Genomic DNA, 17,142 nt, shown 5'->3' with positions numbered 1-17,142 from the left:
AGGGTTGTCAATAATGGAAAGAAGAGTGCCAATTACGGTTGAAGAAGCTGTTCGTAAAGTAATGGGATTTGCTAATGAGGGATTAAAGGAGCTACTACCTATTGAATTAGCTTACGGGCGTATATTAGCGGAGGATTTAGTAGCTGACCATGATGTACCTTCATTCAATCGTTCACCGTATGACGGATTTGCTATTAGAGCAGAAGATACGAATGTAGCAAGTTATGAAACGCCAATTGTGTTTGAAGTAGTTGGTGAAATTGGTGCGGGATCAATATTCCACGAGAAAGTAGGTCCGTTTCAAGCAGTTCGAATTATGACGGGAGCACAAATTCCGAATGGGTGTGATGCGGTTGTTATGTTAGAGTTGACTCGTCAATATGAGGAAGCTGGCAACAATTATATGGAAGTGAAGCGATTATTCAAAATGGGCGACAATATTTCTTTTCAAGGTGAAGATGCTCGTAAAGGAACGGTTCTTGCAAAAAAAGGATCATACATTCATCCAGGTATTTCTGCTCTGCTTGCTACGTTCGGATATAGTGAGGTACCAGTGGCAAGAAAGCCTGTAATTGGATTGTTAGCGACTGGTAGTGAATTACTGGATGTAAATGATTCATTACAGCCAGGGAAAATCCGAAATAGTAATACGTATATGATATTGTCTCAAATTCGAAGAGCGGGCGGAAGAGTAAAATATTTTGGGAAGTTTAGCGATGATTTTCATACATGTTTCACAGCTGTAAAAGAAGCGTTAAGCCAAGTGGATATGCTCATTACAACAGGCGGTGTATCAGTAGGGGATTACGATTATTTACCAGCTATTTACGAAAAGTTAGGTGCATCGGTTCTTTTCAATAAAGTTGCAATGCGGCCAGGAAGTGTTACGACTGTAGCGCAATTAAATGGCAAGTTATTATTTGGTTTATCAGGAAATCCATCTGCTTGTTACGTAGGATTTGAATTATTTGTAAGACCGTGTATTCGGACGTATATGTTTAGTGAGAAAGCACATGTAAAAAGAGAAAAAGCGTTATTAGGAGAAGATTTTCTAAAACCAAATCCATTTACAAGATTTGTGCGAGCAAAACTGACATATAACGAAGGGCAATTAATTGCTTATCCGTCAGGGTTCGATAAATCTAGCTCGGTTTCTTCTCTAGCAGAGACAAATATATTTATTGTACTTCCAGGTGGTACGAGAGGTTATAAAAAAGATATGTTCGTAGATGTTCTCTTGCTGGAAGATAACGAAGGTAGTGAATGGCCTTGGGCATTTTATAAAGTGAGAGGTGTTTCTAATGGGACAAGCGCTATTTGAGATTGTAGATATACCGATTGTAGTTGAAGAAGTAACGAATAAAGTCGCAAGAAGAGAAGCAGGTGCAATTACAACTTTTATTGGTACGGTGAGAGAGTTAACAAAAGGAAAACGAACATTACATTTAGAGTATGAAGCATATAAACCGATGGCAGTAAAACAACTTACGAAAATTGATGAAGAAATTAATGGAAAATGGCCGGACGCAAAAGTAGCAATTACGCACCGAGTAGGGCGGTTAGAAATCATGGATATTGCGGTCGTTATTGCAGTTTCATCACCGCATCGTAAAGTAGCGTATGAAGCGAATGAATACGCGATTGAACGTATAAAACGAATCGTCCCAATTTGGAAAAAAGAATTTTGGGAAGATGGAACGATGTGGATTGGAGATCAACTTGAAAATACGGCATATCCGGATGGAAAACCGAAGAAGGAAGAATGAGAAGATGATTACAATTTTATTGTTCGCAAATTTACGTGAGGAAGTCGGATCGGATCGACTAGTAATTTTAGAAAAGCAAGAAATGACAGTTCAGCAATTAAAAGAATGGTTCAAAGCAAGCTATTGCTTACAATCGCTTGATAGAGTGATTGTGGCTGTTAATGAAGAGTTTGTAACGGATGAAGAGATGATAAAAGCTGGAGATATAGTCGCATTAATCCCGCCCGTTAGTGGGGGATAATAAGCTTTTTCGCCAAGAAGATGTTGTATATAAATTCGAATACGAGAAGGGATGAGTTCTATGATTACTCAAGAACAAATAATGAACGCATTAAAACATGTAGAGGATCCGGAGTTACACAAAAGTATTGTAGAATTAAATATGGTTAGAAATATACAAATGAATGGAACAGAGGTTAAACTTGAAGTAGTGCTAACGATTCAAGGTTGTCCATTAAAGGTAAAAATTCAACAAGATGTGGAAGAGTCTCTTCAGGCAATTGGTGCATCTAAAGTAGATTTGACATTTGGTTCTATGACACAAGAAGAACGAGCTGCGCTAACAGAGAAGTTAAAGAAAAATAGTAGAACAGAAACTGGAATGCCGAGCATGCTTCGCCTTGATTCAGGGGTACGATTTATTACTGTAACGAGCGGTAAAGGTGGAGTTGGAAAATCAACGGTGACAATTAACCTTGCAACTGCTTTAGCTCGTATGGGCAAAAAAGTGGGGATATTAGATGCAGATATGTATGGTTTTAGCATTCCAGCTATGATGGAAACGAATCAAAAACCGACGATGATTGATCAAACAGCAATTCCAGTTGTTAGTCACGGTGTTAAAATTATGTCGATGGGATTTTTTACGGAAGGAAATAACCCAGTTATGTGGCGCGGACCGATGTTAAATAAATGGATTCAAAATTTCCTTGCGAATACGCACTGGGGAGAATTAGATTATTTACTTCTTGATTTACCACCTGGCACAGGAGATGTAGCTATTGATGTTGCAGCAATGATCCCGCAGGCGCAAGAAATTATCGTTACAACACCACACAACGTAGCTTCATTCGTAGCATCTAGAGTAGGTGTTATGGCAAAACATACGAAACACGAGATTTTAGGTATTGTAGAAAATATGGCTTATTATGAAGAACAAGATGGATCGAAAAATTATCTCTTCGGAAAAGGTGGCGGCGAAATGCTTGCAGAACAATTGCAAACAGAAGTGATTGCACAAATACCTTTTGCAAAACGAGAAGAAAATAACGGTTCATCTGTATATGATGAAGAGTCTCTTGTAGGAGAAGTGTTTACATCGTTAGCGGAGGATATTATTTATAGAGGATAGAGGGGGAAGTTTAGTATGGCGTGTAATATCGATCATTCTATGGAAGATGTAATGAATAAGCTTGAAAGTCAGAAGAGTTTTTTACCGGAAGTGATTTTTAAAGAGTTAAAGGGATTTTTGGGAGGGAATCATTCACAGGAAATATTAAATGATATCTTTCATCTTTTAAAAAAGTATGACTTAGTTAGTGAAGATGAACGAGAGATGAGAAATACTCAATTATTGCTGATTATAAAATAAATACGCTTTGGCTTTTGTTTTTTTGCAGAAGGGATGAATGTAATGGATATGAAAAAGATGATTGAAACGATAGAAGCAACTAAAGTGACTGAAGAAGAATTATCGATTTCTACTTTACATCAAAAGCTTGTGAAGTTGTATAGTCAAAAAGATAGTGCGGAGTATACGGAGATATTAAAATATATTTTATCATTATCCGTGCAGCTGAACCTACATTTCGTATTGAAATATTTTGGTGTGCGCCCGGTTGTTGCTGCAGATGAACGTATGCAATTTCAAGAGATATTTAAATGTTTAGCTAAGAAAGATGATAATGGGAAATGGTTTCTAAATTTCGTTTCTTTATATGTAGGACTAATTGTAGTTCTGCATTTTGATGAAAAAGAGATTGAGAGAAGTTTTTTCGATGATATGGTAGTGGATGAAGGGAAGGCAATATAAGATTCTGCTCATAATATCTTTCTATTTAATTGCTTTAACTGCAATTTTAGTTGGTTATTTAAATATAAAGGTAACTAATTAATAAAAAGAGTTCTTCAGTTGTTTCCATCTTTTTTTCATGTTACCATTAAGCGAATTTTTCATAGGGAGAGAAAGCGATGAAATGGATTTATTTTATTATTATTAACGTTATAGCTTTTAGCCTTATGGGGCTTGATAAACGAAAAGCGAAGAAGAAACAGTGGAGAACGCCAGAAAGTACGTTGTTTTTATCAGCGGTAGCTGGAGGCGCAGTTGGTGCTTGGATTGGTATGTATATGTTTCACCATAAAACACATAAAAAGAAATTTGTTTTCGGTATACCGTTACTTGTCGTTATAACAGTATGTTTACTTTTTGCTGTATGAGAAATGTCGAAAGAATTGCAGATTGATTATTGGTAAAGTGAGCATGCGGGACCGTATAATGGAGAAAAACGAGAAGAGGAGAAAAGGGAAGATGGGGAGTCAATCAGCACAGCAAAAAAAAGGGATTATATATGCGGCTGGTGCTTATACGATGTGGGGAATCCTACCAATCTATTGGAAATGGGTTGAGGAAGTTCCAGCAGATGAAATATTAGCACACCGCATTGTTTGGGCGTTCGTTTTTATGTTACTTGTATTAGGTGTTACGAAGAGATTTCGTCAGTTTATTGGGGAGTTCGTGAATCTTTTTAAACGACCTAAATTATTAATGTCATTAACAATAGCTTCAGTCTTGATTAGCGGAAACTGGTTTGTCTACATATGGGCCGTTAATCATAATCATGTTATTGAAGCAAGTCTTGGATATTATATTAATCCGCTTATTAGTATTTTACTTGGTACAGTTGTATTAAAGGAAAAGTTAAACTTTTGGCAATATGTTGCAGTTGGTTTAGCTGGAGTAGGGGTTATCATTTTAACAGTGCGTTTCGGATCTATTCCGTGGGTTTCTTTATCACTTGCCTTTTCATTTGGATTATATGGATTAACGAAAAAATTGTTAAACTATGATGCGACAATTGGTCTTACGATGGAAACAATGTTAGTGACGCCGTTTGCGATTATCTATCTCGTTATGACAGGAGCGCATGGATTCGGTTCATTTGGATCTATTTCCATGTTATCGACGTTACTATTAATAGGAGCAGGTATCGTTACAGCTTTACCACTTTTTTATTTTGCAAAAGGAGCACAACTTATTCCGCTTTATATGGTAGGATTTTTACAATATATTGCACCAACGATTAGTTTAATTTTAGGTGTATTCGTATTTGGTGAACATTTCACATCTACTCATATGATGGCATTTTTCTGTATATGGGTTGCATTATTTGTGTTTTCAATAGCGAAAACAAAGTTTTTAGTGCAGAAACAACCGAAATTTATAAAAAATAAATCAGCAAAAGTATCATAATGCGTAGTATTTTCTACGCATTTTTCTTTATACTGATACTATATAGATTTCCATTATAGTCAGTAGGGAGCTGAGAACGTGGAAACAATTTTACATAATGATCCGCTTATGGCCGCTGTAATTTCATGGTTTCTAGCACAATTAACGAAAGTAGTCTTTAAATTATTCAAAACGGGTGAATTTGATTTTGCAAAGTTTTTCGCTTCAGGTGGGATGCCGAGTTCTCATGCTTCAACTGTTACAGCACTTGCGACAGGTGTTGGCGTTGTGGAAGGTGTGGAAAGTACCTTATTTGCTATTGCTGCTATCTTTGCAATAATTGTTATGTATGATGCTTCAGGAGTAAGACTTGCAGTTAGTAAACAAGCGAAAATATTGAATGAGTTCTTTCACGGTAGACAAACAGAATATAAGAAGTTAAATGAACTTGTCGGGCATACACCGTATGAAGTAGTAGTCGGTGCTTTAGTAGGGATTATTGTCGGAGTGGGATATTGCTTATGAGCAGAACATTTTATATGTTCTGTTTTTCTTTGTTTTCATACATATTTAGCTACCTTTTTGAATATCGTTATACGGATTTCGAAAGGGTGGGTGAGTAACTTGTTATTATATGAAAAAGTGCATGAAGAAATAGCGAGAAGAACAACTGCACTTCAAACGATGCAACGGCAAGATGGTACGTGGCAGTTTTGTTTTGAAGGAGCACCATTAACAGATTGCCATATGATTTTTTTATTAAAATTATTAGGTAGAGATAAAGAAATAGAACCGTTTGTAAAAAGATTAGCATCACTTCAAACAAATGAAGGAACATGGAAATTGTATGAAGATGAAGTGGGTGGCAATTTATCTGCTACAATTCAATCTTATGCTGCCTTACTAGCTTCAAAAAAATATACAAAAGAAGATGCGAATATGAGGCGGGCCGAAATGTTTATTAAGGAACGTGGAGGCGTGGCGCGTGCTCATTTTATGACGAAGTTTTTATTAGCAATTCATGGAGAATATGAATACCCTTCGCTTTTTCATTTGCCAACACCTATTATGTTTCTGCAAAATGATTCACCCCTCAGTATATTTGAATTGAGTAGCTCAGCACGTATCCATTTAATTCCGATGATGGTTTGTTTAAATAAAAGATTTCGAGTAGGAAAAAAGTTACTGCCAAATTTAAATCATATCGCAGGCGGGGGCGGGGAATGGTTTCGGGAGGAGCGGTCTCCGTTGTTTCAAACGTTATTAAGTGATGTAAAACAAATCATATCGTATCCACTTTCTTTACACCATAAAGGATATGAGGAAGTCGAACGTTTTATGAAAGAGCGTATTGATGAAAATGGAACGTTATATAGTTACGCAACTGCCTCATTTTATATGATTTATGCTTTACTCGCGTTAGGACATTCTCTTCAATCATCAATGATTCAAAAAGCTATAGCAGGGATAACATCTTATATATGGAAGATGGAAAGAGGGAATCATTTGCAAAACTCTCCTTCAACTGTATGGGATACGGCTTTACTCAGCTATACGTTACAAGAGGCCTACACTTCGAAAGATAATAAGATGATTCAACACGCAGCAGCGTATGTATTAAAAAAACAGCATACAAAAAAAGCTGATTGGAGCGTACATGCTCCGGCGCTGACTCCAGGCGGTTGGGGTTTTTCGGATGTGAATACGACAATTCCAGATGTCGATGATACAACAGCTGTGCTAAGAGCGTTGGCAAGAAGTAGAGGGAACGAAAATGTAGATAATGCTTGGAAGAAAGGGGTCAATTGGGTTAAAGGATTACAAAATAATGATGGTGGTTGGGGAGCGTTTGAAAAAGGTGTGACGAGTAATTTATTAGCAAATTTACCAATCGAAAATGCAAGCGATATGATTACAGATCCCTCGACACCAGATATTACAGGAAGAGTGTTAGAGCTTTTCGGGACATACGCGCAAAATGAATTGCCTGAGAAACAAAAACAAAGTGCGATAAATTGGTTAATGAATGTGCAAGAAGAAAATGGATCATGGTATGGGAAATGGGGGATTTGTTATATATATGGTACGTGGGCTGTTATGACTGGTTTACGGTCACTCGGAATTCCATCTAGCAATCCATCAATGAAACGAGCAGCTTTATGGCTGGAACATATACAGCATGAAGATGGTGGGTGGGGGGAATCGTGCCACAGTAGTGTGGAAAAAAAGTTCGTTACTTTACCATTCAGTACACCATCCCAAACAGCATGGGCGTTAGATGCTCTCATTTCTTACTATGATAAAGAAACACCAGCTATTCGAAAAGGTATTTCATATTTGCTTGCGAATCCTTATGTGAATGAAAAATATCCTACCGGAACAGGTTTACCAGGTGGGTTTTATATTTATTACCATAGCTACGCTCATATATATCCGCTACTTACTTTGGCACATTATATAAAACAATATCAAAAATAAACCGAGAGATATCTCTCGGTTTATTTTTGTTGGGTAGTAGGTCCCTGTTGAAAAGAATAAGGTTGTGCGTTCCTTATTTTTCTGTTGACTGGCGTTTTTGACGTGCATCAGCGGCATTTGCACGTGCGTTTGCTTCTAAGTCATTGTGGTCAGCGAGTTCACGAGAGAACTCAACATCAATGCCATCAGCAGCTTTGTTTTGCTTGAAATTTTTTTTGTTCATTCGACACAATCTCCTTGTGTTTTATGCGACGTTGCAAAGTTAGTTTGACACAAATAGACTTTTTTATACAAAGAGGAATTGGGAAGTAAAGAGCCGAAATATACAGTATAAGTAATAGAAATGAGGGATAGGGATGGAGTTTTTAAATGGGAAAACAGCTGTAGTAACAGGAGCTGCACAGGGAATTGGAAAAGAGATTGCAAGGGTTTATGCAAAACTAGGGGCTAAAGTATTAATTAGCGATGTAAATGAAGAGAAGCTACAAAAAACGACACGTGAATTATCAGATGAAGGATATGAAGTGAAGCAGTATCGTTGTGATGTGAGTAATCAAAATGATGCGAAGTCCTTAATTGAATACGCTGTCCAAACATTTGGTACACTGCACATTTTAGTAAATAATGCAGGAATTACGCGAGATGCTATGTTACATAAAATGGAGAAACCAGAATGGGAACAAGTACTGCAAGTAAATTTAACAGGTGTTTTTTATTGTATGCAACCAGCGCTTCTTTACATGAGACAACAAGGGTATGGACGCATTATTAATATATCTTCAATTAGTAGAGAAGGAAACATAGGTCAAGCAAATTATGCGGCTACGAAGGCAGGCGTTGTAGGTTTAACGAAAACGGCAGCGAAAGAAGTTGGAAGTTTCGGCATTACGTGTAACGCGATTTGCCCAGGATTTATGGATACAGATATGACAAAAACGATACCAGATAAAGTGAAAGAAAAGATGGTCGGTGCGATTCCAGTTGGTAGAATTGGAACGCCAGAAGATATTGCGAACGCAGCTGCCTTTTTAGCATCAGAATACGCATCCTATATTACAGGAGAAGTATTGAATGTGAGCGGAGGACTACAAGTTTAAAGGAATACATAATGAAAAGAACCTGACCGGATAGGCCAGGTTCTTTTTTCATTAATTTAAGTTGAGCCAAACGCTCTTCACTTCTGTATAGTTATTTAATGCGTAAGATCCCATTTCACGGCCAAGACCGGATTGTTTAAATCCTCCAAATGGAGATGCTGCATCAAAGACGTTATAACAGTTTACCCATACAGTACCAGCACGTACTTTACTTGCAACATAGTGTGCTGTTTTAACATTTTCTGTCCACACACCAGCCGCTAAGCCGAATTGTGATTTATTTGCACGTTCAATTACTTCATCAATATCGTTAAAAGGTATTGCAGAAATAACTGGACCGAAAATTTCTTCTTTTGCAATCGTCATTTCGTCATTTACGTCAGCGAATACTGTAGGAGAAACGAAGTAGCCTTGGTCGAATGGATTACTTCCTCCGCAAAGTACTTCAGCGCCTTCTTCAATTCCTTTTTCAATGTAGCCCATTACACGTTTTTGTTGTTCTTCGGAAACGAGAGGACCGATTGTTGTTTCAGGGTTAAGACCGACACCTTGATTTAGTTTTTTTGAATAGAGGACGAGATCAGCCATGACATTATCATACATTTTCTTCGGAACAAATAAGCGTGATCCAGCAGAGCATACTTGTCCTTGGTTAAACATAACACCAGAAAGTGCACCAGGAATCGCGCGAGATAAATCAGCATCTGGCAAGATGATATTTGGTGATTTACCGCCTAACTCAAGTGTAACGCGTTTTAATGATTCAGATGCTTGTCGCATAATTTGTTTACCGACTGGAGTAGAACCAGTAAATGCAATTTTATCAACGAGTGGATGATTAACCAGTGCTTGCCCAGCTGATTCACCGAATCCAGGAACGATATTAATAACTCCTTTCGGGAATCCAGCTTCTTCAATTAATTCAGCTAAGTATAGAGCGGATAGTGGAGTTTGTTCTGCAGGTTTTAAAACGATTGTACATCCTGTAGCAAGCGCTGCTCCCATTTTCCACATTGCCATAAGAAGTGGGAAGTTCCAAGGAATAATTTGACCAACAACACCAACAGCTTCATGGCGTGTATAGTTAAAGAAATTACCAGAAACAGGGATTGTTTGACCAACAATTTTCGTAGCCCAGCCAGCATAATAGCGCATATGCTCAATTGCAAGTGGTATGTCTGCTGCCATTGTTTCACGAATTGGCTTTCCGTTATCTAACGTTTCAAGCTGTGCAAGCTCTTCTTTATGTTCTTCCATTAAATCAGCTAACTTGTACATAAGACGGCTTCGCTCAGCAGTGCTCATGCGAGACCAAGGGCCTTCATCAAAAGCCATGCGAGCTGCAACGACAGCTTTATGAATATCTTCGCGACCCGCTTCAGAAACGACAGCAAGTGTTTCGCCGGTTGCTGGGTTAGGTGTTTTAAATGTTTTACCGGAAGCGCTTTCGATGAAAGATCCATTCACATATAACTTTTTTGTACCTTGAAGAAACTTTTCTACCTTTTCATGAAGATTTACAGCTAGTTGACTCATTGTATAACCCCCTTGAAAATATAATGTAAACGCAGTACGAGACGGCGTTTATTCCGAAATCAAGGATGTGGGAACTAGATGGAAAGCCTCTAATTTTAATCATAATTAACAAATACTGAAAATTCAAATTTCATTTGTGTTACAATTGTAAAAAATATGTAATGTAAGAGAGTCTTCTATATGATTATAAAAAATCCTGCTTGTTTTTGCTTTCTAGTAGGAAAAACTAGAAGAACAATGGTACAATAATACATCGTGAGAGGAGGGAGAAAAATGAAGGATTATCATGATGATCCACGCTTTCGAATCGCCCATAGAGAAGCGTTAATTGGCCTTGGACTTGCTATTATTAATTTTATAATATGGTACGGATTTGCTTATGGGCTTGGTAGTGAAAATCCAAGTGAATATACATATGTATTCGGTTTTCCAGCATGGTTTTTTTATAGCTGTATCGTTGGATTTGTCGTTATGGTTATTTTACTTAGTTTAGTTGTTCGTTTTGTATTTCAAGATATTTCACTCGATGAGGAAGAAAAAAGTGAGGAATAATAGATGAATTGGTATGTAATCATTCCAATGATAATTTCATTTATCGTTGTGTTTTTAATTGGTGTATATGCTTCAAGACGCGTACAAGCGACTGCTAATAATAAATTTTTACAAGAATATTTTCTTGGTGGGCGTGAACTTGGCGGTTTATTATTAGCGATGACAATGATTGCTACGTACGGTAGTGCTAGTAGCTTTATTGGTGGTCCAGGTATTGCGTACAATATGGGCCTCGGATGGGTATTATTATCTGCGATTCAAGTTGTAACAGGGTATATCGTTTTAACGGTTATCGGTAAAAAGTTTGCAATTATCGCTAGGAAGATGGAAGCTATTACTCTTATCGATTATTTAAAGGGAAGATACAATAATAAAGCAGTTGTTATACTTTCTGCGTTATGTATAATTATCTTCTTATTTTCAGCAACAGTAGCTCAGTGGGTCGGCGGTGGACGATTAATTGAATCGCTAACGGGTCTATCTTATACAACAGCACTATTTTTATTTACTTTTTCTGTACTTGTGTACGTATTAATTGGTGGGTTTCGTGCAGTTGCTTTATCAGATACGTTATTAGGAATCATTATGTTAGTTGGAACGACAATCATTTTAATTGCTACTGTCATTGCTGGTGGTGGAATTGAAAAGATTATGCAGGAGCTTATTCAAATCAATCCAAATTTAATTACACCATTCGGAGCGGATGGTAGTTTAACGAAATCATATGTGACATCATTTTGGATTTTAATTGGAATTGGTGTTGTTGGTTTACCGCAAATTAGCGTGCGTGCCATGTCTTATAAAAATTCAAAAGCTATGCATCAAGCGTTAATAATTGGAACGGTTGTTGTAGGTACAATTATGATTGGTATGCATTTAACAGGTGTATTTGCACGAGTCGTACTTCCGGGTATAACGGTACCAGATAAAGTAATGCCGCTACTCGCGATGGAAGTGTTGCCACCTTGGTTAGCCGGAGTTTTTTTAGCCGCGCCAATGGCAGCAATTATGTCTACAGTAAACTCGTTATTGTTACTTGTAAGTTCATCAATTATTAAAGACATATACGTAAATTACATAAATAAAGATGCAGCAGACAGTACGATCAGAAAAGGAAGTTTGTGGATTACTGGTATCGTAGGGCTGCTCGTTTATGCAGCAGCAATTAAACCACCAGATTTTTTAATATGGTTAAATTTATTTTCTTTCGGTGGATTAGAAGCAGCATTCATTTGGCCAATTGTATTAGGGTTATATTGGAGAAAAGGAAATGCAACAGGAGCGCTTGCCTCTATTTTAGTTGGGGTAGGCTCATATATGTGTATTCATCTTTTCTATCCAAATCCGTTCGGTATACATACAGTTGTCTTCCCAATTTGTTTTGCGTTTATCGCTTATATCATTGGAAGTATGAGTGCTGTGAAGAAAAACAGTATAGGTTAGAGGAAGAACGTAGTCCTTATAGAGGACTACGTTTTTTTGTGTGAATTTATTCTTTTTTATTCTGTATATGTAAGGTTATTCATAAATTAATAACAATTGAGGGGATGGAGTTGAGGTCGATGAAAAAAGTGTTATTTTTGGGAGACCCAGGAATTGATGACTCTTTAGCCATCATGTATGGAATTATGCATCCTGATATTGATATTGTTGGTGTTGTAACCGGATATGGAAATGTAACACAAGAAAAGGCGACAAGTAATGCAGCATATTTGCTGCAAATGGCAGGGCGGGAGGATATACCTGTTATTAATGGTGCGAAAATTCCTTTATCCGGAGATGTTACAACGTATTATCCAGAAATTCATGGGGCAGACGGTTTAGGGCCAATTAAACCTCCAAAAGCTTTTTCGCCAAATATAAAACCTTTTTGTGCTTTTTTTGATATTCTTGAAAAGTATAAAGGAGAATTAATCATTGTTGATGCTGGTAGGTCAACGACACTAGCGACAGCATTTATTTTAGAAAAGCCGATGATGAAGTATGTGAAAGAATATTATATAATGGGTGGTGCTTTTTTAATGCCCGGCAATGTGACACCAGTCGCAGAGGCGAATTTTCATGGTGATCCGATTGCGTCACAATTAGTTATGCAAAATGCCAAGAATTTGACATTAGTGCCACTTAACGTTACATCTGAAGCAATTATTACGCCAGAAATGGTGAAATATATTACGAAACACTCTAAAACGAATTTTAATAAATTAATTGAACCGATATTTACGTATTATTATAAAGCGTATAAAAAGTTAAATCCGAAAATAACAGGTAGCCCAGTACATGACGTTGTTACAATGATGGTTGCGGCGAATCCGTCTATTTTGGATTATGTGTACCGTCGTGTCGATGTGGATACAGTAGGGATTGCAAAGGGAGAAAGTATTGCTGATTTCCGTCCACAACCTGATGCAAAATCTTTAAAGAATTGGGTGCGAATTGGTTGGTCATTACATTATAAAAAATTTCTCGAAGACTTCGTGAAAATTATGACGTAGACATAATAGGAGAATACAAGTTAAAATAATGGAGATGATTACTAAAATAATCATCTCCATTATTTTGTTTGTAAGAGATAGATAGAGAAGAGTTATACAATAGGAGAGGAATTTTACTTGAAAAAAACTATAGTATGCGCAGTGATTGTGGGTATTTTCGTTTTGCTAATATCGGGTAATTTTTTAGTGAAAAAAGTGTGGAGTTCAAATAATGATGATGCACAGTATATCGCATCCTTTATTGAAGAACATAAAGATGAAAAAAATAGTGCGCTTCTCGTGAAGAGAAATGATAAAGTTGTTTATTCTGTAAATCCAAATGTTGTATTGCCAGTTGCTAGTACGATGAAGTTAATTGTGGCGCTTGAATATACGAAACAAGTTACGGAAGGAAAAATTGATCCATCTAGTTTCGTTTCCATTAATGATATAAATCGTTATTATGTGCCGAATACAGATGGCGGTGCACAAGATAGATGGCAAAAGTATTTGCAAAAGACAGACAAGATAACAGAAGAGGCAGTTTCTTTAGAAGAAGTGGCAAAAGGAATGGTTAAGTTTAGTTCGAATGCGAATGCTGAATATTTAATGGAAGTGTTAGGGTTAGATAATATTAATCGAAATTTACAAAGTTTATCCCTTCCAGCACATCAGCCGCTATTTCCGATTGTTTCATCTTTATACATCCCTGGATATTTGCATAAAGAACTACATGTTCCGAAATATAAAATAGAGAAAAAGTTAAAAGAAATGTCTCAAGAACAATATCGTGAATATGCCATGATTATTCATGAACGCTTAAAAAAGAAGGGGCCATTATTACAGAAGGAAATACCTCTTTATTTAGAGGAACGTTACGATAAAATTTGGTCAGATCGATTACCAGCAGCTTCTGCAAACGATTATATGGTACTGCTTCAAAAGGCAAATCATAAAGGTGGCCTAACAGAGGCCGAAGAAAAAGTGTGGGCTAATATCGTTGAAACGGATATGAGTGCTAAAAAATACCGTAAAACATTTAGACATGCAGGGCAAAAGAATGGTTATACGCCATGGACAGTTACAAAAGCAGTTTATGCGATGGATAAACGCGGGAACTGTACAGAAATAGTGTTTTTAGCCAATAATTTAAATGAGGACGACAGTGCAGAAATACGGAAACATTTAGCAAACTTACATTTCCAAGTGTTGCAAAGTGATAAGTATGATGCGACTTTTATTAAGTAAACTCGGTGCAGAGAGCACCGAGTTTATTTTTATGTACAAGCACTTTTTTACTCTCTGTGGGTATGATGGGTAGTAATACTTAAGTGAGAGGGGAAAAGGTGATGAAACAAAGTAAAGAAGAGTTTATAAAGAGTGAAGGCGCTGATTTCCCTGGGAAAACATATGTGGATTGTGTATTACAACATGTATTTCATTTTCAACGAAATTACTTATTAAAAGATATGTTTCAAGTGCATAAAGCACATATTACAATGCTGACTGAAGAAAATTTAATGAAAAAGGAAGAAGCTAGAGTTATATTACACGCACTAAAAAAGATAGAGGGAATTCCAAAAGATCAATTGCTATATACAGAGCAGCATGAAGATCTCTTTTTTCTAGTCGAACATTTAATTTCTCAAGAAGCGAAATGCGATTTTGTAAGTAATATGCATATTGGTAGAAGTAGAAATGATATGGGTGTAACGATGTATCGTATGAGTTTAAGGCGATATGTACTACGACTAATGGAGCATCATTTGTTATTGCAAGAAAGTATACTACAACTTGCTGCTGATCATAAGGAAACGATTATGCCAGCTTATACACATACACAACCAGCGCAGCCCACAACATTTGGTCATTATACGTTAGCTATTTATGATACGATGCAGAGAGATTTAGAACGAATGAAACGAACGTACAAACTTATAAATCAGTCTCCAATGGGAGCTGCCGCTCTTTCCACAACAAGTTTCCCAATTAAACGAGAGCGAGTTGCCAATTTACTTGGGTTTACAAATGTAATTGAGAACTCATATGATGCTGTTGCTGGAGCGGATTATTTATTAGAAGTTAGCTCGTTACTTATGGTAATTATGACGAATACGAGCAGATGGATTCATGACTTTTTATTATTAGCGACGAAAGAATATGATGGTATTACTGTTGCAAAGCCATATGTACAAATAAGTAGCATTATGCCGCAAAAGCGAAATCCAGTTTCCATTGAACACGCCCGTGCGATTACGAGTAGCGCTTTAGGAGAAGCATTTACAGTATTTCAAATGATTCATAATACACCATTTGGTGATATTGTCGATACAGAAGATGATTTGCAGCCGTATTTATATAAAGGAATTGAAAAGACCATTCGTGTTTTTTGTATTATGAATGCAGTGATTCGAACGATGAAAGTAGAAGAAGAAACGTTGAAAAGTCGTTCTTATAAACATGCAATTACGATAACTGATTTCGCAGATGTTTTAACAAAAAACTATAGCATTCCATTTCGGCATGCGCATCATGCAGCGAGTGTTATTGCGAATATGTCATTGGAGCAGCAAAAGGAGCTGCATGAATTACATTTAAAAGATGTAAATATATACTTACAAGAAAAATTCAAAATACATTTATTGGAAAAAGAGTGGAATGAAATTATATCGCCAGAAGCATTTATTCAAAAAAGAAATGTATACGGTGGACCGAGTAAAAAAGAAATGGAGCGTATGATTAAAAATCGAAAAGAGTCATTTCAAAAAGAAGAAGAGGTATTTGAAAAAGAAAAACAGAGAATTTTACAAGCTGAAACTGATTTGAATATGTTAACTTCGCATAGTATTGAATCGTAAAAGAGGGATTTAATGAATTAATCGCCAATACTTAATGAAACTATAAATAGAGGGAAGAGATTGTCGATGATTCAATTACATGTATACGAAGAGATTCTTAATTTTAAAGAAGAGGTTACACCATTTTTAGAAAAGAATGAGCAGGAAAATAATCTCATATTAGGTGTATTACAAATGGTCCAACAACCGATATTTATGGGGGTAGCAAAACAAGAGGAAGAAATTGTAGTTGTATTTCTTCAAACAGAAGAAAAGAAACAAATCATTGTTGCTACGTCTGAAATTGCGGAAGAGGATATCGTGGAACTTGCAAAAAAATTAACGAAAGTATATTCAAATGTTCCTGGATTGATTGGTAATAAGAAAATTGTACAGAAATTAGCGGAAGAGACTGCCGTGTTAGAAAATAAGAAAACGAATGTTGTAATGGAGCAAGGTGTGTATGCATTACAACAAGTTAAGAAGAAGTGGACCGAGGATGGGGATTTTCGAGAAATAGGTAGTGATGAGCTACCATTAATAGAACAGTGGATTTATCAATTTTGCGAAGATGTAAGGCTTCCTACTACGAAAGAAGAAGCGAAACAAACCGCTCATACATTAATTACGAACCGTCGTCTATTTGGTTTAGAAGTAGATGGGAAGCTTGTTTCTGTAGCTGCAAAAACGAGACCAACTACAAACAATATAACAGTTAATTTCGTATATACACCGAAAGAAGCGCGGAAAAAAGGGTACGCATCTAGTTGTGTCGCTGCACTTAGTCAACGTATGTTAGATGAAGGATATAAGACGACTACGTTATATACTGATCTAGCAAACCCTACGTCTAATAAAATTTATCAAGAAATTGGTTATGAAAAAATTGCGGAGTCTGTACTTATATTTTTAGAGAAATAAAATGAAAAGGCACGCTATTAGAGCGTGCCT

Annotated in this window: 19 protein-coding genes; 17 read left to right on the top strand and 2 right to left on the bottom strand. The window is 36.6% G+C overall.

All coding sequences use genetic code 11. The annotated features are described in order from the left end of the window. Positions 1–13 precede the first annotated feature (13 nt). The 10 genes from moeA (at position 14) to DN393_RS11140 (ending at position 7,695) form a co-directional block, all read left to right on the top strand. Positions 14–1,321, top strand: a complete 1,308-nt coding sequence (gene moeA, locus DN393_RS11185) for a molybdopterin molybdotransferase MoeA (RefSeq protein WP_098111579.1) — start codon at positions 14–16, stop codon at positions 1,319–1,321. Beyond that, positions 1,302–1,766: a molybdopterin synthase catalytic subunit MoaE gene (moaE, locus tag DN393_RS11180; protein ID WP_064476948.1), complete on the top strand. Its 465-nt coding sequence runs from the start codon at positions 1,302–1,304 to the stop codon at positions 1,764–1,766. Before moeA ends, moaE begins: the two co-directional genes overlap by 20 nt. A gap of 4 nt (positions 1,767–1,770) precedes the next feature. Continuing rightward, a complete protein-coding gene (gene moaD / locus DN393_RS11175; protein WP_064476947.1) occupies positions 1,771–2,007 on the top strand; it encodes a molybdopterin converting factor subunit 1 in 237 nt (78 codons plus the stop codon). Between the two features lie 60 nt (positions 2,008–2,067). Further along, positions 2,068–3,117, top strand: a complete 1,050-nt coding sequence (locus tag DN393_RS11170) for a P-loop NTPase (protein WP_064476946.1) — start codon at positions 2,068–2,070, stop codon at positions 3,115–3,117. Between the two features lie 15 nt (positions 3,118–3,132). After that, positions 3,133–3,357 carry a hypothetical protein gene (locus DN393_RS11165; RefSeq protein ID WP_064476945.1) on the top strand — a complete coding sequence of 75 codons (225 nt, stop codon included), beginning with the start codon at positions 3,133–3,135 and terminating at the stop codon, positions 3,355–3,357. A 42-nt stretch (positions 3,358–3,399) separates the two neighbouring features. Beyond that, entirely contained in the window at positions 3,400–3,798 is a 399-nt protein-coding gene (locus DN393_RS11160) for a nucleoside triphosphate pyrophosphohydrolase family protein (protein ID WP_064476944.1), read from the top strand. Positions 3,799–3,956: 158 nt separating this feature from the next. After that, complete coding sequence (locus tag DN393_RS11155) at positions 3,957–4,205, top strand: DUF1294 domain-containing protein (protein ID WP_000871331.1); 249 nt, start codon at positions 3,957–3,959, stop codon at positions 4,203–4,205. A gap of 91 nt (positions 4,206–4,296) precedes the next feature. After that, positions 4,297–5,238: an EamA family transporter RarD gene (gene rarD, locus DN393_RS11150; RefSeq protein WP_088047043.1), complete on the top strand. Its 942-nt coding sequence runs from the start codon at positions 4,297–4,299 to the stop codon at positions 5,236–5,238. A 78-nt stretch (positions 5,239–5,316) separates the two neighbouring features. Next, positions 5,317–5,742, top strand: coding sequence for a divergent PAP2 family protein (locus tag DN393_RS11145; RefSeq protein ID WP_000447816.1), 426 nt, complete (start codon positions 5,317–5,319; stop codon positions 5,740–5,742). A gap of 99 nt (positions 5,743–5,841) precedes the next feature. Then, on the top strand, positions 5,842–7,695 hold the full coding sequence (locus DN393_RS11140) for a terpene cyclase/mutase family protein (protein WP_064476942.1): 1,854 nt from the start codon (positions 5,842–5,844) through the stop codon (positions 7,693–7,695). A 73-nt stretch (positions 7,696–7,768) separates the two neighbouring features. Here DN393_RS11140 and DN393_RS11135 read toward each other — a convergent pair whose 3' ends face one another. After that, positions 7,769–7,918 (bottom strand): YfhD family protein, encoded by a 150-nt coding sequence (locus DN393_RS11135; protein ID WP_001035806.1) that lies wholly within the window; start codon positions 7,916–7,918, stop codon positions 7,769–7,771. Positions 7,919–8,051: 133 nt separating this feature from the next. Between DN393_RS11135 and fabG the strand changes: the two genes are divergently transcribed. Continuing rightward, a complete protein-coding gene (gene fabG / locus DN393_RS11130; protein ID WP_000395032.1) occupies positions 8,052–8,792 on the top strand; it encodes a 3-oxoacyl-ACP reductase FabG in 741 nt (246 codons plus the stop codon). A 51-nt stretch (positions 8,793–8,843) separates the two neighbouring features. Here fabG and dhaS read toward each other — a convergent pair whose 3' ends face one another. Continuing rightward, on the bottom strand, positions 8,844–10,328 hold the full coding sequence (dhaS, locus tag DN393_RS11125) for an aldehyde dehydrogenase DhaS (protein ID WP_064476941.1): 1,485 nt from the start codon (positions 10,326–10,328) through the stop codon (positions 8,844–8,846). 273 nt (positions 10,329–10,601) lie between these two features. On the opposite strand from dhaS, the gene DN393_RS11120 reads away from it, so the two are divergent. The 6 genes from DN393_RS11120 to DN393_RS11095 all read left to right on the top strand — a co-directional run bounded on the left by DN393_RS11120 (position 10,602) and on the right by DN393_RS11095 (position 17,112). Further along, entirely contained in the window at positions 10,602–10,880 is a 279-nt protein-coding gene (locus DN393_RS11120; RefSeq protein ID WP_098102264.1) for a YhdT family protein, read from the top strand. Between the two features lie 3 nt (positions 10,881–10,883). Next, complete coding sequence (gene panF, locus DN393_RS11115; RefSeq protein WP_001104842.1) at positions 10,884–12,323, top strand: sodium/pantothenate symporter; 1,440 nt, start codon at positions 10,884–10,886, stop codon at positions 12,321–12,323. Between the two features lie 119 nt (positions 12,324–12,442). Then, the gene (locus tag DN393_RS11110; protein WP_000756434.1) at positions 12,443–13,375 is read left to right on the top strand and encodes a nucleoside hydrolase; all 933 of its coding nucleotides are present in this window, start codon (positions 12,443–12,445) and stop codon (positions 13,373–13,375) included. 117 nt (positions 13,376–13,492) lie between these two features. Continuing rightward, a complete protein-coding gene (locus DN393_RS11105; RefSeq protein ID WP_149173499.1) occupies positions 13,493–14,602 on the top strand; it encodes a serine hydrolase in 1,110 nt (369 codons plus the stop codon). Between the two features lie 101 nt (positions 14,603–14,703). Next, positions 14,704–16,212, top strand: a complete 1,509-nt coding sequence (gene argH, locus DN393_RS11100; protein WP_149173498.1) for an argininosuccinate lyase — start codon at positions 14,704–14,706, stop codon at positions 16,210–16,212. A 66-nt stretch (positions 16,213–16,278) separates the two neighbouring features. After that, the gene (locus tag DN393_RS11095; RefSeq protein WP_064476938.1) at positions 16,279–17,112 is read left to right on the top strand and encodes a GNAT family N-acetyltransferase; all 834 of its coding nucleotides are present in this window, start codon (positions 16,279–16,281) and stop codon (positions 17,110–17,112) included. Positions 17,113–17,142 lie beyond the last annotated feature (30 nt).

The sequence above is a fragment of the Bacillus sp. BPN334 genome, assembly GCF_008368885.1.
Taxonomy (GTDB): domain Bacteria; phylum Bacillota; class Bacilli; order Bacillales; family Bacillaceae_G; genus Bacillus_A; species Bacillus_A wiedmannii.
Note: the sequence above shows the minus strand (reverse complement) of the source record. Positions and strands in the feature narration are given on the sequence as shown.